Here is a 20242-nt window from a genome sequence, read left to right on the forward strand (position 1 = left end):
GTGCCCTCTACGGTTTGTGCATCGGGCGAACCGTGAGGGGGAGACGTGGCGACGGTCGAGGTGGGGGACACATGCGCGCCGACGTGGCGTGGAGGATTCGGGCGGCTGTGGAGTGCCGCCGCGCTCTCCAGCTTCGGTGACGCCTTGCGTACGGCCGCGCTGCCGCTGCTCGCCGCGACGCTGACCGACCGGCCGCTGCTCATCGCCGCGGTGACCGCCTGTGGCTATCTGCCGTGGATCGTCTTCGGACTGCTGGGCGGCGCCGTCGCCGACCGCGTGGACCAGCGGCGCGCGATGTGGATGGTCGATGCGGTACGCGGCCTGCTGGTCGCGTGTTTCGCGGTGGCGGTGGCTCTCGGACACGCCTCGATCGCCCTGCTGATCGCGCTGGCCTTCGCCCTGACCACCCTCCAGACGCTCTTCGACAACGCCTCGACGGCCCTGCTGCCCGCCCTGGTGGATCGCGCGGCGCTCGGCGGCGCGAACACGCGCCTGATGACCGGCCAGCGCGTCGCGGGCGGTCTGCTGGGCGCGCCGGTCGTGCCCCTGCTGATCGCGGCCGGAGCGGCGGTGCCCTTCGCGGCCGACGCGGTCACGTTCCTGGTGGCGGCCGCACTGGTCGCCTCCTTGCGGACCGAGCCGACCGAGCGTAAGCCCAGACCGGCGGGCAGCACCCTGCGCCGGGAGATCGCGGAAGGGCTGGGCACCCTGTGGCGGGACAAGGTCCTGCGCGGCCTGTGCGCCGCCACCGCCCTGTGCAACATCGGCATGGGCGCCCTCATCGCCACACTGGTGCTCCTGGTCACGGGCTGGCTGGACGCCGGCACCACGGGCTACGCGGTGGCCATGACGGCGTTCACCGTCGGCAGCCTGACCGGCGGAGTGGCAGGCGGTCCGCTCATCGCCCGGGTGGGGCGGGTCCGCGGGGTGCTGCTCGCCGGGATCGTGCAGACCGGCGCGCTCGTGGTGATGGGCTCGGTGCGCAGCCTGGTCGCGCTGGCTGCCGCCATGGCCGTGTTCGGGTTCATGAACATGGTGTGGAACGTCAACAGCACGACCCTGATGCAGCAGCGCAGCCCCGCCGAGCTGCTGGGCCGGGTCAGCTCCGCCTTCCGGACGGTCGGCGTCGCCGGGGCACCGCTGGGCGCCCTGCTGGGCGGAGCCGTCGCCACCGCCTGGGGACTGAACACCCCGGCCCTGCTCGCGGCCGCCTTCTTCGTCCTGTCCGTCACCGCGCTGATACCCGCGCTCAAGGTGAACGTACGTGTTGTTGCGCCGCACGACGGCGCCACGGCAGGTCATGTCCCGCGCTGATCAATTAGGTTGGGACCGGCAGCGGGGCAAGGTACGCACGCAGTACGAGCAGGCAGGAAGAAGGCTGAAGTCCGACATGAACGCAGACGGCCGTACCCGGCTCAACCAGACGCCCGAGTGGACCGGGCTGGCCAAGCATCGCGAGGAACTCGGCGCGGCGCAGCTGCGCGAGCTGTTCGCCGCCGACCCCGGCCGCGGCTCCGGCTACACGCTCCAGGTCGGCGACCTGTACGTCGACTACTCCAAGCACCTCGTCACCGACGAGACGCTGCGGCTGCTGCGCGAGCTGGCCGTCGCCACCGATGTGTTCGGCCTCAGGGACGCCATGTTCCGCGGCGAGAAGATCAACACCACCGAGGACCGCGCCGTACTGCACACCGCGCTGCGTGCCCCGCGGGACGCGGTGGTCGAGGTCGACGGGGAGAACGTCGTGCCTGGTGTGCACGCCGTCCTCGACAAGATGGCCGGCTTCGCCGAGCGCGTCCGTTCCGGCGCCTGGACCGGCCACACCGGCAAGCGCATCAAGAACGTGGTCAACATCGGCATCGGCGGCTCCGACCTCGGCCCGGCGATGGCGTACGAGGTGCTGCGCAGCTTCACCGACCGCGATCTGACGGTCCGCTTCGTGTCGAACGTGGACGGGGCCGACCTGCACGAGGCCGTCCGTGATCTGGACGCGGATCAGACGCTGTTCATCATCGCCTCCAAGACGTTCACCACGATCGAGACGATCACCAACGCGACCTCGGCGCGCAACTGGCTGCTGGGTGAGCTGAAGGCCGGTCCGGAGGCCGTCGCCAAGCACTTCGTGGCGCTGTCGACGAACTCCGAGAAGGTGTCGGACTTCGGCATCGACACGGCCAACATGTTCGAGTTCTGGGACTGGGTCGGCGGGCGGTACTCGTTCGACTCGGCGATCGGCCTGTCCCTGATGATCGCCATCGGTCCGGACCGGTTCCGGGAGATGCTCGACGGGTTCCGGATCGTCGACGAGCATTTCAGGAGCGCACCCGCCGAGGACAACGTGCCGCTGCTGCTCGGCCTGTTGGGCATCTGGTACGGCAACTTCCACGACGCCCAGTCGCACGCGGTGCTGCCCTACAGCCACTACCTGTCCAAGTTCACCGCCTACTTGCAGCAGCTGGACATGGAGTCCAACGGCAAGTACGTCGGGCGGGACGGCGTTCCGGTGCAGTGGCAGACGGGCCCCGTCGTCTGGGGCACGCCCGGCACCAACGGACAGCACGCCTACTACCAGCTGATCCACCAGGGCACGAAGGTGATCCCGGCCGACTTCATCGGCTTCGCCGAGCCGGTCGCCGAGCTGAGCGACGAACTGGGGGCGCAGCACGACCTGTTGATGGCGAACTTCTTCGCCCAGACGCAGGCGCTGGCCTTCGGCAAGACTCCGGACGAGGTGCGTGCGGAGGGTGTGCCCGAGGAACTGGTGGCGCACAAGACGTTCCTGGGCAACCACCCGACGACCACGATCCTCGCGCGCGAGCTGACCCCGTCGGTCCTCGGTCAGCTGATCGCCCTCTACGAGCACAAGGTGTTCGTGCAGGGCGCCGTCTGGAACATCGACTCCTTCGACCAGTGGGGCGTCGAGCTGGGCAAGGTCCTCGCCAAGCGCGTCGAACCCGCGCTGACCGAGGGTGCGCAGGTGCCCGGCCTGGACGCGTCGAGCAAGGCCCTGGTCGCCAAGTACCGGGAGCTGCGCGGCCGACGGTGAGCGTGCTGCGGGAGGCGGGCGTTCCGGGCCGTCCGCTTCCCGCGGGGCTCTATGCCACCGCGCTCAGGGTGTCGGCGAGTCGGCGGCCGGCCGCGCGGGTCGCGGGCAGGGCGGCGAGGGCGGCGGCGCCGAGTACGGCGGCTGCGCCGAACAGCACCAGGAGCAGGGGCGAGGGCCCCTGAGCTATCCCGGCGCCGATGCCGCTGGACCTGCCCTGGGCGTCGATGAGCCAGTGCGCCAGGGGCACTCCCAGTGCCGTGCCGAGCAGGACCGCGGCCAGGGCGGTGCAGGCGGTTGCGGTGACCGTGACGGCGGTGATCTGCCGCGGGGTCAGCCCGACGGCCTTGAGTGCCAGCAGGTCCCGCTCGCCCTCGCGGACGCTGCCGCCGATCACGGTCAGCAGCTCGACGATCCCGATGAGGGCGAGGACGGCGATCAGCCCGAGCACGACTCCGCGCAGCGGCGACAGCCCGTCCGCCGGATTCGGCACGGCGTGCACGTCCAGGTGCCCGTGGGCAGCCGTGTCCAGGTCGTCCGCCACCTCGTGGGCCACGGCGCCCGGCTGGAGGCTCAGCTGGTAGAGCGTGGGGCGCAGCCGGGGGTCGTTCTCGCGGAGGGTGTCGAGCGAGGTGGAGATGACCCGGCCGGCGTTCTCCGGCTCGATGCTGCGGCCGACGATGTGCAGGATCTGCGGCTGGTCGCCCACGGTCATGCGCACCCAGTCGCCGACGCGCACGTCCAGCAGATCGAGCAGCCCCTGCCCGGCCACCGCCTCGTCCCGGCCGTGCGCCGGGCGGCCCTCGGCGAGGGCGTACGGGTAGGGGTCCTGGCGGGTGCCGAGACCGCGCAGGGCGATCGTGGCCGTCTGGCCCGGTACCAGCGCCGCCACCTCGACGCCCGCGTGCGCCGCGGCGATCCGCGGGTCGCGGTCGAGCAGGGCCCGGACGTCGCGGTCGCCGACCTCGCTGTCGGGGCGGACGGTGAGCGCGGCGGCGAGGCCGACCTGGTCGGGCCTGCTGTGGAAGCGTTCGATGGTGGTCCACGCGCTCATCGCCACCACGATCAGCAGCAGGGGCAGCGCGAGCCGGGCGACGGTGGCCGGCGTCCGCGGCCGGCGCGGGAACGCCTTGTGCCAGCCCAGGACCAGAGCGGGCGGCAGCCGCAGCCCGAGCGCCCCGCGCGCCAGCCCCGACAGCCGGCCGGTCGCCGGCGCGGCGGTCCGCGGCACGGGCACCGGGGACACCCGGCCCGCGCGCCACGCAGCGAGCCCGGTCGTCGCGGCGATGAACAGCACGGCGCCCACGGGTATCGCCAGCAGAGCCGCGGTGTGCCCCGGCAGTCCCTGCCACATGCCGACCGCGTCCCCGAGGCGGCCAGGGATCCGGCGCCCCAGAGCCTGGGTGAGCGCCGCCGCGGCCACCGCGCCGAACAGGGCGTAGGCGACATGCTGGAGCAGGAAGACGCGGACGACCTGACCGGGCGTGAAGCCGATCGCCTTCAGCACGGAGATGTCGCGCAGATGGCCCCGGATGCGGGTGCCGATCACCCCGTGCACGGCCAGTCCGGCGGCGAGCAGCGCGCCGAGCCCGAACAGACCGAGCACCTGGCCGAGGAGCCGGGTCTCGCCCTGTGCCTCGGAGCGGGCCTGCTGCCAGGTGGAGACCTCGCTGACCGCGCCGGCGCCGAGGACGGTGACGGCGCGCTGGACGGCGTAGTCCGTCTCGTCGGGATCCGTCAGGCGCAGTCCGGTCACCTCGCCGTCCGGGGCGCGTACGGCGGAGGGCAGCGCCCAGACGAGTCCCGGGTGCTCGCCGGGGCGGTAGCGCGGCTCGGCGCTGTCGGCGATCCCGGCGACGGTCAGGGTGCGCGCGGTGCCGGGCAGGGTGAGGACGTCTCCGGGCTCGGCGAGCAGGGCGCGGGCGAGATGGCTCTCCAGTACCACGCCCTCGGGTTGCGTGCCGTCCAGCCAGCGGCCCGAGGTGAGGAGCGGGCGCCCGATGTCGGGGCGGGCGGTGGTGCCGCGCAGTTCGACCGAGGCGCGGACACCGCGGGAGGTCACGGTGGCCGACTCGGTGGGGTAGGGGCCCGCCAGGGACTCGACGCCGTCCAGAGCGGCGAGTCCGCGCGCGTCGGCGGAGGGGGCGGTGTGGATCCACACGTGCGCGTCGCGTGACTGGGTGAAGACACGCTGCCAGGGGTTGGTGGCGTAGCTGAAGAGTGCCGTCGCAAGGAGGAGGGAGACGACGACTCCGGCGGTGGCGAGCACGATGAACAGCGCCTCGCCGCGGTGTGTGCGCAGATCGGAGTGGACCCAGCGCAGGGTTGCTCGCATGGGCCTCAGTCCCTCGACCCGGATCGTCCCGGCCCGTGCGCGGCCGGGCGGCCGGGCGTCAGTTCGTCGTCCACCGCGGATCAGTCCTTCAGCTCCAGCACGCCGGACGTGCCGACCCGGCGTGACGGTGTGCCGGTCAGTTCGGCGTCGTCCGCGATGCGTCCGTCGAAGAAGCTGATGACCCGGTCCGCGGCGCTCGCCAGACGGGCGTCGTGGGTGACCAGCACGATGGTCTGGCCGCGCTGGTGGAAGCGGGTGAGCAGCCGCATCACCTCGCGGGTGCCCCGGCTGTCCAGGCTGCCCGCGGGCTCGTCGGCCAGCAGCAGCGGCGGGTGGTTGACCAGGGCGCGGGCCAGCGCGACCCGCTGCTGCTCACCGCCCGACAGCTCCCCCGGCATGCTCCGCTCCTTGCCGGTCAGCCCCAGCTCGGTCAGCAGCGCGTCCCGCTCGGCGCGCGCACGCTTCGGCGGGACCCCGGCGAGAAGGGCGGGCAGCTCGACGTTGTCCGCGACGGAGAGGTTGGAGACCAGGTTGAAGAACTGGAAGACGATCCCGATGCGCCGGCGCCGCTGCACGGCCCAGCGCGCCTCGGTGTAGGAGTCCGTCGACTCGCCGTCCAGCCAGATGCTGCCGCTGTCGGGTCGTTGTAGCCCCCCGAGCAGGTGCAGCAGCGTCGACTTGCCGGCGCCGGACGGGCCGGTGACGGCCACGAACTCACCCCGCATCACGGACAGATCGACCCCGCGCACGGCATGCGCCGGGGCACCCTCGCCGTGGTGCGTCTTGACCAGGTCCTCGGCGCGCAGCAGAGGAGTGGGGCTCTCGCTCACTCCGACTCCTCCAGTTCCTCCTGGCAGCGCTCCAACCAGTCGAGGTCGGCCTGCAGATGCAGCATCGCGCCCTCGATCAACAGGTGGGCGACTCGGTTGTCCCGGTTCTCGGCGGCGGCCAGCTTCGACAGGCTGCGCATGGTGTTCAGGTACTGGCGCCGCTGTTTGTTGATCAGCACGATCTGCTCGGCCAGTCCGGTCTGCGGGGCGAGGGCGAGCTTCATGAAGAACTCGTCCCGCACCCGTGGCTCGTCCGCCGTCTCCTCGTACCAGGCGTGCAGCGCCTCGCGCCCGGCGTCGGTGAGGTGGTAGATCTTCTTGTTGGGCCGGCTGGACTGCTCGACCTCTTCGCCCTCGATCAGTCCCGACTTCTCGAGGCGGCCGAGGGTCACGTAGATCTGGCCGATGTTCGGCTGAGGGTACGCGGAGCCCAGCAGTTGCTCAAGGTCCTGCTTGAGCTCGTAGCCGTGGGCCGGTCCGCGCGCGAGGAGTGCCAGGAGCGGCAGGCGCACTCGTCCTCTCCTCCCCGCGTCCTTGTAATGTGCTGCCGACCCTAGTATCGCCCATACCTAACAGGTATACATGGCCTCTGACTCCGGGCGAAGGTGCTCGGCGCCGGTGCACAGGGAGGAACCTATGCGGTGGATACACGCCGCCGGTAGGGGCCTTCTCGTCCTCGTGGTGATCTTGACCGGTTACGTGGCCTCCGGCGCACGGGCCGCCGAGCCGGCCGGGGGCGGGCGGGGGCCCCTGACCGTCGCCACCGCCGGAGACCTCACCAGCTACCTCGGCCCCCTGCTGGCGGGATGGAACCGCACCCATCCCGGCGAGAAGGTGACGCTCGTCGAGCTCCCGGACTCGGCCGACGAGGCCCGCGCGCAGATGATCACCGACCTGCGCGGCGGCGACCGCGGCCGCTTCGACGTCCTCAACATCGACGTCGCCTGGACCTCCGAGTTCGCGGCGGCCGGCTGGATCCGCCCGCTGCCGCGCGACCGCTTCCCGCTCGGTTCCTTCCTGCCCCCGGTCGTCGACACGGCGACCTACGACGGGCGGCTGTACGCCGTTCCGTACGTCACCAACGCGGGCCTGCTGCTCTACCGCAAGGACGTGCTCGCGAGGGAGGGCCTGGCGCCGCCGCGCACCTGGGCCGAGCTGGAGCGGGCCGCGAAGACCGTCGCCCCGAAGTACGGCCTCGACGGCTACGCCGGCCAGTTCCTGCCGTACGAGGGCCTCACCGTCAACGCGGCCGAGGCCGTGTACTCGGCCGGCGGCACGATCCTGGGCGACGAGGGCGAGCGCGTCACCGTGAACTCCGAGGCGGCCCGCGAGGGTGTCGAGTTCCTGGCCCGCGGAGTGCGTGAGGGCTGGATCCCGCAGGAGGCGCTGACCTACAAGGAGGAGGAGTCCAAGCAGGCCTTCCTCGACGGCAGCCTGCTGTTCCTGCGCAACTGGCCGTATGCCTACGCCGCCGCCTCGGCCGCGGGGTCCCCGCTGGCCGGGAAGGTCGGGGTCGCGCCGCTGCCCGGTCCCGACGGGCCGGGCGCGAGTGTGCTCGGCGGCTCCAATCTGGCCGTGAACACCCATGCGCGGCACCCGGACACGGCCGCGCGCCTGATCGCGTATCTGACCAGCGAGCCCGTCCAGCGCCAGGTCCTCACCCGGGGCACGCTGCCACCGGTGCGCGCCGCGCTCTACGACGATCCCGGGCTGATCCGGCGCTTTCCGTATCTGCCGACCCTGCGCGAGAGCGTGCTCACCGCCGCGCCGCGCCCCAAGAGCCCGCGCTACGACCAGGTCAGCCTGGTGGTGCAGGCGGCCGTGCAGGACGCGATGACCGGGCGCCAGACGCCCGGGGACGCGGTGCGACGGCTGGCGCGTGAGCTCGCGGCCGTCTCCCGTCGATAGTTACTTGTTAGGTAACGCCGACGTATCGACCTGCCATTCTGCGTCCAAATAAGTCCGTATTTGCCCGGCCAACTGCTCGGTAGGCGTGACCGATTCATTGACACCTCTGCGACACGTCTACTTAACATGCATGCATAACCGTCAGCCCTCGCAGAGACAGGTCAATGGGTTGAACAAGCAGCACTGGTGGCGCGACGCGGTGATCTACCAGGTGTACGTCCGCAGCTTCCTGGACAGCACCGGCGACGGCATCGGCGATCTCGCGGGCGTCAGGGCCGGACTGCCGTATCTGAAGAAGCTCGGCGTCGACGGGATCTGGCTGAGCCCCTTCTACCCCTCGCCCCAGCACGACCACGGCTACGACGTGGCCGACTACTGCGACGTCGACCCCCTCTTCGGCGACCTCGCCGAGTTCGACCAACTGATGGCGGCGGCCCGGCGGCTCGGCATCGGGGTGCTGCTCGACATCGTCCCCAACCACTGCTCCAGCGAGCATCCGTGGTTCCGTGAGGCACTCGCCGCCGGACCGGGCAGCGCGGCCCGCGCCCGCTTCCACTTCGCCGACGGCCGTGGCCCCGACGGCGCGGAGCCGCCCAACAACTGGCACGCCATGTTCGGCGGCCCGGCCTGGACCCGCGTCACCGAGGCGGACGGCCGCCCCGGACAGTGGTACCTGCACATGTTCACGCCGGAGCAGCCCGACTGGAACTGGCGCAACCCCGAGATCGGCGCCGAGTTCGACCGGACCCTCCGCTTCTGGCTCGACCGCGGCGTCGACGGCTTCCGCGTCGATGTCGCCGCCGGGCTCTTCAAGCACCCGGAGCTGCCGGACTCCCCGGACCCGGAGGCCGACGCCCGCACCCGGGACTCGGTCAACCCGCTCGCGTGGAACCAGCCCGAGGTGCACGACGTGTGGCGGCACTGGCGGGCCGTGTGCGAGGAGTACGCCGCCCGTGACGGCCGTGAGCGGCTGCTGGTGGGCGAGGTGTCCGTCCCGACCGCCCGCGAACACGCCGAGTACGTCCGCTCCGACGAGCTCCACCAGGCCTTCTTCTTCGACCTGCTCGGCGCGGCCTGGGACGCCGACGCCTTCCGCAAGGTCGTCTCCGAGGCCATGCAGGACATAGCCGGCACGGGTTCGACGGTCACCTGGGTCCTCAACAACCACGACCAGGTCCGCACCGTCACCCGCTACGGCGAACCGGCCACCGAATGCAGCGGTCTCGGGGCCGCCCGCGCCCGCGCCGCCGCGCTGTTGCTGCTCGCGCTGCCCGGAGCCGCGTACATCTACCAGGGCGAGGAGCTGGGTCTGCCCGAGGTCGTCGACCTGCCCGACGATGTGCTCACCGACCCGATCTTCCGCCGTACCGGCAGTCGGGCCCGGATCCGCGACGGCTGCCGGGTGCCGCTGCCCTGGTCGGGACAGGCCTCGCCGTTCGGCTTCACCTCCGGCGTGGAGGGCGCCAAGTCGTGGCTGCCGCAACCGGAGTGGTTCGCCGAGCACGCCACCGACCGGGCCCTCGCCGACACCCGCTCCTTCTGGCACCTGTACCGCGACGGCCTCCAACTACGGGCCTCCCTGCCCCAGTTGGGCGAGGGCTCGCTGCGCTGGCTGGACAGCCCGCCGGGCGTCCTCGCCTTCGTCCGCGGCGACGACCTGGTCTGTGCCGTCAACTTCACCACGGCGCCCGTGCCCGCACCGGTTGCCGGCACCCCGCTGCTGGCCAGCGGGGAGTGCCCGCAGGACGGGGTGCTGCCCGGTTCGACGGCCGCCTGGTGGATCAGTGACCTCCCGTCAATTCCCCATCCTCCGAAGGGACATCAACGATGATGCGACGACGTACCACCCTGCTCACCGGCTGCACCGGGCTCGTACTGGCGCTCGGCGCCACCGCCTGTGGCGGCGGCCCGGTCACGGCCGGCGGCGGTGACAAGGCGCTCAACGGCGAGACCGTCACCGTGGCCGGCGTCTGGTCCGGCAGCGAGCAGGAGAACTTCCAGAAGGTGCTCGACGCCTTCAGCGAGAAGACCGGCGCGAAGACCCAGTTCGTGTCCACCGGGGACAACGTCTCCACCGTCGTCGGCAGCAAGATCGAGGGCGGCAACGCCCCCGACGTCGTGATGGTCCCGCAGGTCGGCGTGCTCCAGCAGTTCGCGAAGGAGGGCTGGCTCAAGCCCCTGTCCAAGACCGCCCAGCAGTCCGTCGGCGCCCACTACGCCGATGTCTGGAAGACGTACGGCAGCGTCGACAGCACGCTGTACGGCCTGTACTTCAAGGCCGCCCACAAGTCGACCGTCTGGTACAGCCCCGACGCCCTCGCCCAGGCCGGGGTCGAGCCTCCGGCGACGTACGACGAGATGCTGAAGGCCGGGCAGACCGTCTCCGACTCCGGTCTTGCCGCGTTCTCGGTCGCCGGGCAGGACGGCTGGACGCTCACCGACTGGTTCGAGAACGTCTACCTCTCGCAGGCCGGACCCGAGAAGTACGACGCCCTGGCCGCCCATGAGCTGAAGTGGACCGACGCCAGTGTGGTCGAGGCGCTCACCACGCTCGGCACGCTGTTCAAGGACAAGCAGCTGGTCGCGGGCGGTCAGAAGGGGGCCCTCAACACCGACTTCCCGGGCTCGGTGGAGAAGGTGTTCGGGCCGAAGCCCGAGGCGGGCATGGTCTACGAGGGCGACTTCGTCGCCGGGGTGGCCAAGGACCAGTTCGGCAAGAGCATCGGCGAGGACGCGAACTTCTTCCCGTTCCCGGCGGTCGGCGGCGGCGCCGCACCGGTGGTCAGCGGCGGGGACGCGGCCGTCGTCCTCAAGGACGGCAAGAATGCCGACGCCGGCATGAAGCTCCTGGAGTACCTCGCGACCCCCGAGGCCGCGGCCGTGTGGGCGGAGGCCGGCGGCTTCCTGTCCCCGAACAAGGGGCTCGACCTCGCCTCGTACGGCGACGACGTCACCCGCGCCACCGCCAAGTCCCTGGTCGGTGCGGGCGACTCGGTCCGCTTCGACATGTCCGACCAGGCGCCGGCGGCCTTCGGCGGCACCAAGGGCGCGGGCGAGTGGAAGATCCTCCAGGACTTCCTGCGCGACCCCTCGGACCCGAAGGGCGCCGCAGCCGAGCTGGAGGGCGCGGCGGCCAAGGCGTACGGGAACTGACGGCCATGACCGCAACCCTCGTGAAAGAGACGAGCCCCCCGGCCGCCGCCGGTGCCGGACGCGGCCGGCGTCTGCGGCGGCGGGGGCGGATCGTCGCCCTGCTGTTCGTCCTCCCCGCCCTGCTCCTGCTCGGCGCCCTCGTCGTCTACCCGGTGCTCTTCTCCGTCGGCCGCAGCTTCTTCGACGCGTCCGGGACCCAGTTCGTCGGTGGCGACAACTACACCGAGATGTTCCGCGACCCGGCGACCCTCAAGGCCGTACGCAACACCGCGGTCTGGGTCGTCGTGGCGCCGACGCTGCTGACCGGGCTGGGGCTGGTCCTGGCCGTCCTGGTGGAGAAGGTCCGCTGGGCGACGGCGTTCAAGCTGCTGCTGTTCATGCCGATGGCCGTGTCCTTCCTCGCCGCCGGCATCATCTTCCGGCTCGCCTACGACGAGGATCCGGACAAGGGCGTGCTGAACGCCGCGGTGGTCGGCGTGCACGACGCCTTCCAGGGCACGTCGTCGTATCCGACGGCGCGGGCGCGCGACGGCCAGGGGATGACCAAGGCGGCGGACGGGGCGTACCGGACGACCGCGGACGTCTCGCCGGGGGACACGGTGGCGCTCGGCCTGGTCGGCGTACTGCCCGGCGACGTGCCGGACGGCGCCGAGCCCGCGTACGCGGCGGCCGGGCGCGAGGCGGCCACCGGTGAGCTGCGCGGTGTCGTGTACCTGGACTTCACCCCCGGCGGGGGAGGGGAGCAGGGCCGGGTCGACCGGCAGGAGAGCGGGCTGCCGGAGATGACGGTGGAGGCGGTGCGCGACGGGAAGACGGTCGGTACGGCGACCACCGCGTCCGACGGCTCCTTCCGCTTCGAGGGGCTCGCCGAGGGCTCGTACACCGTGCGACTGCCCGCGTCGAACTTCGCCCCGCCCTACGACGGCGTCTCCTGGCTCGGTCCGGCGCTCGTGACGCCCGCGATCATCGGGGCGTATCTGTGGATCTGGACCGGCTTCGCGATGGTGCTGATCGGCGCGGGGCTGGCGACGCTGCCCCGGGACGCGCTGGAGGCGGCCCGGATGGACGGCGCCAACGAGTGGCAGATCTTCCGGAAGATCACCGTGCCGCTGCTCGGGCCGGTGCTGACCGTGGTGTTCGTGACCCTGGTGATCAACGTGATGAAGGTCTTCGACCTCGTCTACATCATCGCGCCCGGCCCGGTTCAGGAGGACGCGACCGTCCTGGCGACGCAGATGTGGCTGGTGTCCTTCGGCGGCGGCAACGATCAGGGACTCGGCAGCGCGCTGGGCGTGCTGCTGCTGCTCCTGGTGATCCCCGCGATGGTCTTCAACGTCCGCCGTTTCCGAAGGAGTCAGCGATGAACGCCGTCCGACGGGGCCTGGGCAACAGCCTGGTCCAGGCCGTCCTCGTGGTGCTGGGCCTGATCTGGCTCACCCCGCTGGCCGGGCTGTTCCTGTCCTCGCTGCGGTCCGCCGAGGACACGGCGACGGGCGGCTGGTGGACGGTGTTCACCAGCCCCGGCCAGCTGTCCTTCGACAACTACTCCGCGCTGCTTCAGAACGCCGGCATCACCCAGGCCTTCTGGAACACCGTGCTGATCTCGGTGCCGGCCACGACCCTGGTCGTCGTCATCGCGGCACTCGCCGGATACGCCTTCGCCTGGCTGGACTTCCCCGGCCGAGAGCCGATCTTCCTGCTGGTGGTCGCGCTGTTGGTGGTGCCGGTGCAGATCGGGCTGCTGCCGGTGGCCAAACTCTTCGGCCAGCTGGGCCTGTTCGGTACGATCCCGGGTGTGGTGCTCTTCCACGTCGCCTACGGGCTGCCGTTCGCCGTGTTCCTGCTGCGCAACTACTTCGCCGAGATACCGAAGGAGATGCTGGAGGCGGCCCGGATGGACGGCGGCAGCGAGTGGCGCATCTTCACCCGCCTCATCCTGCCGGTCGGCCGCCCGGCCATCGCCAGCCTCGCCATCTTCCAGTTCCTCTGGGTCTGGAACGACATGCTGGTGGCCCTGCTGTTCGCGGGCAGCTCCGCCCAGCCGCTCACCGTGGAACTCCAGTCCCAGATACGGCAGTTCGGCAGCAACATCGACGTACTGGCGCCGGGCGCCTTTGTGTCGCTGATCGTGCCGGTCGTGGTGTTCTTCGCGTTCCAGCGGCACTTCGTGCAGGGGGTGATGGCCGGGTCGGTCAAATGAGGTCGCCGGCCCCGACCTGCCTATCCTGGTAGGGGGCTCGCAGGGCGCGAGAAGGGAGCCACGGGTGGCTCAGCACAGCACCGGCACCGGCGCGAGCACCGAACGCGCCGCCTCGGAGGCCGTTCGCCGCGCCCGGGACGCCGTCGCCAGGGAGGCGTGGGCCGAGGCCTACCGCCTGCTCAGCGACGCGGCTGCCCCGCTCACCCCGGACGACTTCGCGGCCTACGCGGACGCGGCCTGGTGGACGAGCCGCATCGAGGAGTCGATCACCGCCCGGATGAAGGCCTACGCCGGGTATGTGACGGCGGGCGCCGAGCGGCGGGCCGGGTACTGCGCCTGGATGCTCTTCTACGAGCACCGGCTGGCGGGACGGACCGCGATGGCCGCCGGGTGGCTGCGCCGGGCGCGGCGGCATCTGAAGACGGAGCCCGAGTGCGTCGAGCAGTGCTATCTCGCCTGGATGGAGGCGGAGGAGGCCGCGGCGCGCGGGGCGTTCGACGAGGCACTGGCCGTGGCCCGGCGCATGGCGGAGATCGCACGGCGCTGCGGCAGCCCCGACCTGCACGCCATGAGCCTCCAGACGCAGGCCGGCGTCCTGCTCGACCAGGGGCGGGTCGCCGAGGGGCTCGACCTGCTCGACGACGCGATGTGCTCGGTGATGGCGGGCGAGCTGAGTTCGTTCTTCACCGGGTGGATCTACTGCCTGGGCCTCCAGCGCTGCATGGCGTCCGCCGACCTCGCCCGCGCCGCCGAGTGGACCGACGCGGCCATGGAATGGTGCGCGGCCATGCCCGCGGAGAACAACTTCCGGGGCCTGTGCCGGGTGCACCGCGTGGAGGTGCTGGAGCTGCGCGGCCGCTGGCCCCAGGCGCTGGACCAGGCCGTGCGCACCTGCGCGGAGCTGCTGCCCAACGAACGCAGGACGGCCGGCGAGGCGTTCTACGTCACCGGGGACATCCAGCGCCGCCGCGGCGATCTGTCCGCGGCCGAGGCGGCGTACGAGCGGGCGCACGAACTCGGCCGTGACCCCCAGCCGGGCCTCGCCCTGCTGCGGCTGGCCCAGGGCCGGGCCGAGGCGTCGGCCACCGCACTGCGAATGGCCCTCGCAGGCGACGGGGAGGACAGGCTCGGGCGCTGTCGGCTGCTCGCCGCTCAGGTCGAGATCTCACTCGCCCTCGGCAGGTCGGACGAGGCCCGCACGGCGGCCGCCGAGCTGGACGGCCTGGCCCGCGACTGGCAGCGCCGGCGTGAGTCGCACACGACGCTGCTGCATGCCGTCGCCGCGTCGGCGGGCGGTGCGGTGGCCTACGCGGACCACGACCTCGACCGTGCGCTGCCGCTGCTGCGCCGCGCGCTGTCCCTGTGGCTGGCGCTGGACGTCCCGTACGAGGAGGCGCAGGTCCGGATGACGCTGGCCGCCGCCGACCGCACCGTCGGCGACGACGAGGGTGCCCGCATGGAGCTGCGGGCCGCACGGGCGACCTTCGAGCGGCTGGGCGCCGTGCCGGACGCGCGGCGGGCGGCGGCACTGCTCGGCAGCGCGGGGGAGCAGCGCCGGCTCACCGAGCGGGAGGTCCAGGTGCTACGGCTGGTCGCCGCGGGTGCGACGAACCGGGCCGTCGCCGCGGAACTGACGATCAGCGAGCACACCGTCGCCCGGCACCTCAACAACATCTTCGCCAAACTCGACGTGAACTCGCGGGCGGCGGCGACGGCGTACGCCTTCCGGCATGGGCTGACCTGACGCACGCCTGACCTGACGCATGGGCTGTTCTGCCCATGCCGCACGCGACGAGATGGGCGATTCCGGCGATGCGAGCCGCCGGGCTGCTGGCGTACACCGGTGCCGTACCCGTTTCCCGACGCCCACGGAGAGCCGGTGGCGGCCATGACCACGTACCGAACGGCGCTGGACGAGCGACTGCTGGAGCGGCTGCGGGGAGCCGTGCGCGGCGAGGTCGTCGAACCCGGTGACCCGGACTACGACGATGCCCGCAAGGTCTACAACGCCATGATCGACAAACGGCCGGCGATCGTCGTCAGGGCCGTCGACGCGGGCGATGCCGTCGCCACCGTGGACTTCGCCCGCGACCACGGGCTGCCGCTCGCCGTGCGCGGCGGCAGCCACAGCGTCCCCGGCCACGGGACCTGCGACGACGGCGTCGTCCTCGACCTCGGGCGGATGCGCGGAGTCCGCGTCGATCCCGGGACGCGCACCGCACGGGCCGAGGGCGGCTGCACCTGGGCCGACTTCAACCACGCCACGCACGCCTTCGGCCTGGCCACCACCGGCGGGGTCGTCTCCACGACCGGCATCGGCGGTCTCACCACGGGCGGCGGCATGGGCTATCTCGCCCGGCGCTGCGGACTGGCCTGCGACAACCTGCTCTCGGTCGACCTGGTGACCGCCGACGGGTCCTTCCTCACCTGCACCGAGGAGGAGAACGCCGACCTGATGTGGGCGGTGCGCGGCGGGGGCGGGAACTTCGGGGTCGTCACGTCGTTCGAGTACCGGCTGCATCCGATCGCCGACATTCTCGGCGGGCCGACCTTCTATCCCCTCGACGGCGAGGTGATCCGCCGCTACCGGGAGATGATCGCCGACGCGGACGAGGGGCTGGGCGCGCTGCTCGTCGTCGGTCTCGGGCCGCCGGTGCCGTTCCTGCCGGAGCGCTGGCACGGCCGGCCGATGTGCGGAGTGGTCGCCTGCTGGACCGGGCCCGAGGACCAGGACGACTCGATTCGTGCACGTCTTGCCGGACTCGGTCCCGTCCTCGGGCAGAGCGTCGGTCGCATGCCCTACCCGATGATCAACACGCTCTTCGACGAACTGCTGCCCGCCGGACTCTTCCACTACTGGAAGGGCACCTTCAGCCGTGGCCTGCCGGACGGGGCCATCGACGCGTACGTCGAGTACGGCGCCTCGACCCCCACCATCGAGAGCGCCACGGTGGTGTTCCCCCTCGACGGCGCCGTCCAGCGGGTCGGGCCCGAGGACACCGCCTTCTCCTACCGCGATGTCGACTTCTCGACCGCGCTGAGCCCCACCCTGGGCACCCGGGAGGAGTGCGAGGCGCACAAGGACTGGGTGCGGGCCTACTACGGGGCGCTCCGGCCCCACTCAGCCGAGGGCGGATACGTCAACTTCATGGACAGCGACGACCAGGACCGCGTACGGGCCAACTACCGCGGGAACTACGCCCGTCTGACGGAGATCAAGCGGCGCCACGACCCGGGGAACCTGTTCCGGCTCAACCACAACATCGCCCCATGAGAGTTCCCGGCGTGCAGAAGGCCCCAGGCGGACCACCTGGGGCCTTCAGAAGAGCTGTGCTCAGGAGAGCTGTGCTCAGGGCGAAGCCGGCGGATACAGCGATCGCGGCAGCTGGGACGCCGCCGCGGCGTCCAGCAGCCACAGGGTGCGCTGTCTGCCGTACGCACCCGCCGCCGGAGCCTGGACCTCACCCGCGCCGGACAGGGCCATCGCCGCGGCGTTCGCCTTGTCCTCGCCGGCCGCCAGGAGCCACACCTCGCGGGCCGCGCGGATCGCGGGGAGCGTGAGGGTGACCCGGGTCGGCGGGGGCTTGGGTGCGCCGTGCACACCGACCACTGTGCGCTCGGTCTCCCGTACGGCGGGCAGCTCGGGGAACAGCGACGCCACGTGGGTGTCCGGTCCGACGCCCAGCATCAGGACGTCGAAGGTGGGCACGGCGCCGTGGTTCTCCGGACCGGCGGCACGGGCCAGTTCCTCGGCGTAGGCGGCGGCCGCCGCCTCCACGTCGGCGCCGTACGTGCCGTCCGAGGCGGGCATGGCGTGCACCCGCTTCGGGTCGAGCGGAACCGAGTCCAGCAGGGCCTCGCGGGCCTGCGTGACATTGCGCTCGGGGTCGCCCTCGGGCAGGAACCGCTCGTCGCCCCACCACAGGTCGAGCCGGCCCCAGTCGACGGCGTCCCGGGCCGGGGCGGAGGACAGCGCGGCGAGCAGGCCGTTGCCGTTGCGGCCGCCGGTGAGCACCACCGACGCGGAGCCGCGCGAGGCCTGGGCGTCCACGATCTTCGTGATCAGCCGGGCCGCGGCGGCCTGCGCCATCAGTTCCTTGTCGCGGTGCACGACCAGCTGCGGGGTGCTCACTTCGCCGCCGCCTTCTTCACCGGTGCCTTCGCCGCCGCTTCTTTCGCGGGAGCCTTGGCAGCAGACTCGGCAGGAGCCTCGGCCGCGGCTCCTTTGGCGACGGCGTCGGCCTCGCCGCCCGTGTCGGCTTCACCGGCCTCGGCGGCCGGCTTGCGAACCGGCGCCTCCGCCACGGCCTTCCCGTTCCCGTTCGCCGCGTTCAGCCGCTCCACGCCGAACCGCAACGCCGACGCGTAGGTGTCGTCCGGGTCGAGCCGCCGCAGCTCCTCCGCGATCAGCTCGGCCGTGTCGCGGCGCTTCAGCGCCACCGCACGGTCCGGCTGGCCCTGGATCGACAGGGTCGCGAGTGAGCCGTCCGCCCGGTCGAGGACGATCGGACCGCAGTTGGTGTCCATGCGGACCGCCGTCAGACCGGGGCCCGACGACAGCGACCGTTTCACCGGGACGTCCAGCCGGTCCGCGAGCCACATCGCCAGCAGCTCACAGCTCGGGTTGAACTCCTCGCCCTCCACCTCGACCGCCTCGACCTCGCAGACGACCTGGTCCAGGGCCGCGGCCAGCATCGAGCGCCAGGGCGTGATGCGGGTCCACGAGAGGTCCGTGTCGCCGGGTGCGTAGGTGTCCGAGCGGGCGCTGAGTTCCCGTACGGGCTGCTCGGCGGCGTAGGTGTCGGTGACCCGGCGCTGGGCCAGGGCACCGAGCGGGTCGTTGGCCGGGTCGAGGGGCGCGTTGACCGGCCACCAGACCACCACCGGGGCATCCGGCAGCAGCAGGGGCAGGACGACGGACTGGGCGTGGTTCACGACCTCGCCGTAGAGCCGCAGGATCACCGTCTCGCCGGTGCCGGCGTCCGCGCCGACCCGTACCTCGGCGTCCAGGCGTGAGGTCGTGCGGTCGCGCGGGGAGCGCGAGACGCGCTTGATGACGACCAGCGTGCGCGAGGGGTGCTCGTGCGACGCGTCGTTGGCGGCCTTCAGGGCGTCGTAGGCGTTCTCCTCGTCGGTGACGATGACCAGGGTGAGCACCATGCCGACGGCGGGCGTGCCGATGTCGCGGCGCCCCTTGACCAGGGCCTTGTTGACCTTGCTGGCCGTGGTGTCCGTGAGGTCTATCTTCATGGCCGGCGCCAGCTCCGTCCGTCTCGTTCGAGCATCTCGTCCGCCTCGACGGGGCCCCACGTTCCGGACGGGTACTGCGCGGGCTTGCCGTTCCTGTCCCAGTACTCCTCGATCGGGTCGAGGATCTCCCAGGACAGCTCGACCTCCTCGGTGCGCGGGAAGAGGTTCGAGTCGCCGAGCAGAACGTCCAGGATCAGCCGCTCGTACGCCTCGGGGCTCGACTCCGTGAAGGACTCGCCGTACGCGAAGTCCATGGAGACGTCCCGGATCTCCATCGAGGTGCCGGGCACCTTGGAGCCGAAGCGGACGGTGACGCCCTCGTCGGGCTGGACGCGGATGACGATCGCGTTCTTGCCCAGCTCCTCCGTCGCCGTGTGGTCGAAGGGGGAGTGGGGCGCCCGCTGGAAGACGACCGCGATCTCGGTGACACGGCGGCCGAGCCGCTTGCCGGTGCGCAGGTAGAAGGGGACGCCCGCCCAGCGGCGGTTGTCCACCTCCAGCTTGATCGCGGCGTAGGTGTCGGTCTTCGACTGGGGGTCGATGCCCTCCTCCTGGAGGTACCCGACCGCCTTCTCGCCGCCCTGCCAGCCCGCCGCGTACTGTCCGCGCACGGTGGCCAGGCCCAGGTCCTTCGGCAGCCGCACCGCGCCGAGCACCTTGGTCTTCTCGGCGGCCAGCGCGTCCGCGTCGAAGGAGGCGGGCTCCTCCATGGCCGTGAGGGCCATCAGCTGGAGCAGGTGGTTCTGGATGACGTCACGGGCGGCGCCGATGCCGTCGTAGTAGCCCGCCCGGCCGCCGATGCCGATGTCCTCGGCCATCGTGATCTGCACGTGGTCGACGAAGGACCGGTTCCAGATCGGCTCGAACATCGTGTTGGCGAAGCGCAGCGCCAGGATGTTCTGGACGGTCTCCTTGCCCAGGTAGTGGTCGATGCGGAAGACCTGGTCGGGGGCGAAGACCTCCTCGACGGTCTGGTTGAGTTCCTCGGCCGACTTCAGGTCGTGGCCGAAGGGCTTCTCGATGACCGCGCGCCGCCAGGAGCCGCTGGTCTGGTCGGCCAGGCCGTGCTTCTTCAGCTGCTGGATGACCACCGGGAAGGAGCGCGGCGGGACGGACAGATAGAAGGCGAAGTTGCCGCCCGTGCCCTGTGCCTTGTCCAGTTCCTCGATGGTGCCGCGCAGCCGCTCGAAGGCGTCGTCGTCGTCGAAGGTGCCCTGGACGAAGCGCATCCCCTGGATGAGCTGCTGCCAGACCTCCTCGCGGAACGGCGTACGGGCGTGGTCCTTGACCGCGTCGTGGACCTCCTGTGCGAAGTCCTCGTGTCGCCACTCGCGGCGTGCGAAGCCGACGAGGGAGAAGCCCGGCGGCAGGAGACCTCGGTTGGCGAGGTCGTACACCGCGGGCATCAGCTTCTTCCGGGACAAATCGCCCGTGACGCCGAAGATGACCAGGCCCGACGGCCCCGCGATACGCGGGAGCCGTCGGTCTGCGGGGTCACGCAGCGGGTTGCTGCTTGACAAGAT

15 protein-coding genes are annotated in these 20242 nt (G+C 71.7%); 9 read left to right on the forward strand and 6 right to left on the reverse strand.

The genetic code is table 11. The features are described 5' to 3' along the window. Window positions 1-45 precede the first annotated feature (45 nt). Window positions 46-1314 (forward strand): MFS transporter, encoded by a 1269-nt coding sequence (locus ACIHFB_RS11590; protein WP_400126536.1) that lies wholly within the window; start codon window positions 46-48, stop codon window positions 1312-1314. Window positions 1315-1390: 76 nt separating this feature from the next. Continuing rightward, on the forward strand, window positions 1391-3046 hold the full coding sequence (pgi, locus tag ACIHFB_RS11595) for a glucose-6-phosphate isomerase (RefSeq protein WP_365278000.1): 1656 nt from the start codon (window positions 1391-1393) through the stop codon (window positions 3044-3046). 49 nt (window positions 3047-3095) lie between these two features. On the opposite strand, the gene ACIHFB_RS11600 is transcribed toward pgi, so the two are convergent. From ACIHFB_RS11600 to ACIHFB_RS11610, 3 genes are all read right to left on the reverse strand, one after another. Beyond that, the gene (locus ACIHFB_RS11600) at window positions 3096-5378 is read right to left on the reverse strand and encodes an ABC transporter permease (RefSeq protein ID WP_365278002.1); all 2283 of its coding nucleotides are present in this window, start codon (window positions 5376-5378) and stop codon (window positions 3096-3098) included. Window positions 5379-5458: 80 nt separating this feature from the next. Continuing rightward, on the reverse strand, window positions 5459-6208 hold the full coding sequence (locus ACIHFB_RS11605) for an ABC transporter ATP-binding protein (RefSeq protein WP_365278005.1): 750 nt from the start codon (window positions 6206-6208) through the stop codon (window positions 5459-5461). Further along, window positions 6205-6720 (reverse strand): PadR family transcriptional regulator, encoded by a 516-nt coding sequence (locus tag ACIHFB_RS11610; RefSeq protein WP_400126539.1) that lies wholly within the window; start codon window positions 6718-6720, stop codon window positions 6205-6207. The genes ACIHFB_RS11605 and ACIHFB_RS11610 overlap by 4 nt, the downstream gene beginning before the upstream one ends. Before the next feature lie 124 nt (window positions 6721-6844). On the opposite strand from ACIHFB_RS11610, the gene ACIHFB_RS11615 reads away from it, so the two are divergent. From ACIHFB_RS11615 to ACIHFB_RS11645, 7 genes are all read left to right on the forward strand, one after another. Beyond that, complete coding sequence (locus ACIHFB_RS11615; RefSeq protein ID WP_400126541.1) at window positions 6845-8116, forward strand: ABC transporter substrate-binding protein; 1272 nt, start codon at window positions 6845-6847, stop codon at window positions 8114-8116. A gap of 130 nt (window positions 8117-8246) precedes the next feature. After that, on the forward strand, window positions 8247-9947 hold the full coding sequence (locus ACIHFB_RS11620; RefSeq protein WP_400126542.1) for a glycoside hydrolase family 13 protein: 1701 nt from the start codon (window positions 8247-8249) through the stop codon (window positions 9945-9947). Continuing rightward, window positions 9944-11269: an ABC transporter substrate-binding protein gene (locus ACIHFB_RS11625; protein WP_365278015.1), complete on the forward strand. Its 1326-nt coding sequence runs from the start codon at window positions 9944-9946 to the stop codon at window positions 11267-11269. The genes ACIHFB_RS11620 and ACIHFB_RS11625 overlap by 4 nt, the downstream gene beginning before the upstream one ends. Before the next feature lie 5 nt (window positions 11270-11274). Beyond that, window positions 11275-12633, forward strand: a complete 1359-nt coding sequence (locus tag ACIHFB_RS11630; RefSeq protein WP_400126544.1) for an ABC transporter permease subunit — start codon at window positions 11275-11277, stop codon at window positions 12631-12633. Then, on the forward strand, window positions 12630-13469 hold the full coding sequence (locus ACIHFB_RS11635; RefSeq protein ID WP_400126545.1) for a carbohydrate ABC transporter permease: 840 nt from the start codon (window positions 12630-12632) through the stop codon (window positions 13467-13469). Before ACIHFB_RS11630 ends, ACIHFB_RS11635 begins: the two co-directional genes overlap by 4 nt. A gap of 64 nt (window positions 13470-13533) precedes the next feature. After that, on the forward strand, window positions 13534-15213 hold the full coding sequence (locus ACIHFB_RS11640; RefSeq protein ID WP_400126547.1) for a LuxR C-terminal-related transcriptional regulator: 1680 nt from the start codon (window positions 13534-13536) through the stop codon (window positions 15211-15213). Window positions 15214-15357: 144 nt separating this feature from the next. Further along, a complete protein-coding gene (locus tag ACIHFB_RS11645; protein ID WP_400126549.1) occupies window positions 15358-16743 on the forward strand; it encodes an FAD-binding oxidoreductase in 1386 nt (461 codons plus the stop codon). A gap of 75 nt (window positions 16744-16818) precedes the next feature. Here the strand turns inward: ACIHFB_RS11645 and pgl are convergent, their stop codons facing one another. The 3 genes from pgl to zwf are packed head-to-tail and all read right to left on the reverse strand — an operon-like array spanning window position 16819 to window position 20242. Next, complete coding sequence (gene pgl, locus ACIHFB_RS11650; RefSeq protein ID WP_365278029.1) at window positions 16819-17601, reverse strand: 6-phosphogluconolactonase; 783 nt, start codon at window positions 17599-17601, stop codon at window positions 16819-16821. After that, window positions 17598-18719: a glucose-6-phosphate dehydrogenase assembly protein OpcA gene (gene opcA / locus ACIHFB_RS11655; RefSeq protein WP_400126550.1), complete on the reverse strand. Its 1122-nt coding sequence runs from the start codon at window positions 18717-18719 to the stop codon at window positions 17598-17600. Before opcA ends, pgl begins: the two co-directional genes overlap by 4 nt. Further along, window positions 18716-20242 carry a glucose-6-phosphate dehydrogenase gene (gene zwf, locus ACIHFB_RS11660; RefSeq protein ID WP_365278293.1) on the reverse strand — a complete coding sequence of 509 codons (1527 nt, stop codon included), beginning with the start codon at window positions 20240-20242 and terminating at the stop codon, window positions 18716-18718. Before zwf ends, opcA begins: the two co-directional genes overlap by 4 nt.

The sequence above is a fragment of the Streptomyces sp. NPDC051963 genome, assembly GCF_044593495.1.
Taxonomy (GTDB): Bacteria; Actinomycetota; Actinomycetes; order Streptomycetales; family Streptomycetaceae; genus Streptomyces.

Coding starts and splice junctions, on each gene's coding strand:
- ACIHFB_RS11645 (WP_400126549.1), top strand. CDS start 15,358: ATGACCACGTACCGAACGGCGCTGGACGAGCGACTGCTGGAGCGGCTG.
- ACIHFB_RS11630 (WP_400126544.1), top strand. CDS start 11,275: ATGACCGCAACCCTCGTGAAAGAGACGAGCCCCCCGGCCGCCGCCGGT.
- ACIHFB_RS11635 (WP_400126545.1), top strand. CDS start 12,630: ATGAACGCCGTCCGACGGGGCCTGGGCAACAGCCTGGTCCAGGCCGTC.
- ACIHFB_RS11600 (WP_365278002.1), bottom strand. CDS start 5,378: ATGCGAGCAACCCTGCGCTGGGTCCACTCCGATCTGCGCACACACCGC.
- pgi (WP_365278000.1), top strand. CDS start 1,391: ATGAACGCAGACGGCCGTACCCGGCTCAACCAGACGCCCGAGTGGACC.
- opcA (WP_400126550.1), bottom strand. CDS start 18,719: ATGAAGATAGACCTCACGGACACCACGGCCAGCAAGGTCAACAAGGCC.
- ACIHFB_RS11625 (WP_365278015.1), top strand. CDS start 9,944: ATGATGCGACGACGTACCACCCTGCTCACCGGCTGCACCGGGCTCGTA.
- ACIHFB_RS11620 (WP_400126542.1), top strand. CDS start 8,247: ATGCATAACCGTCAGCCCTCGCAGAGACAGGTCAATGGGTTGAACAAG.
- ACIHFB_RS11615 (WP_400126541.1), top strand. CDS start 6,845: ATGCGGTGGATACACGCCGCCGGTAGGGGCCTTCTCGTCCTCGTGGTG.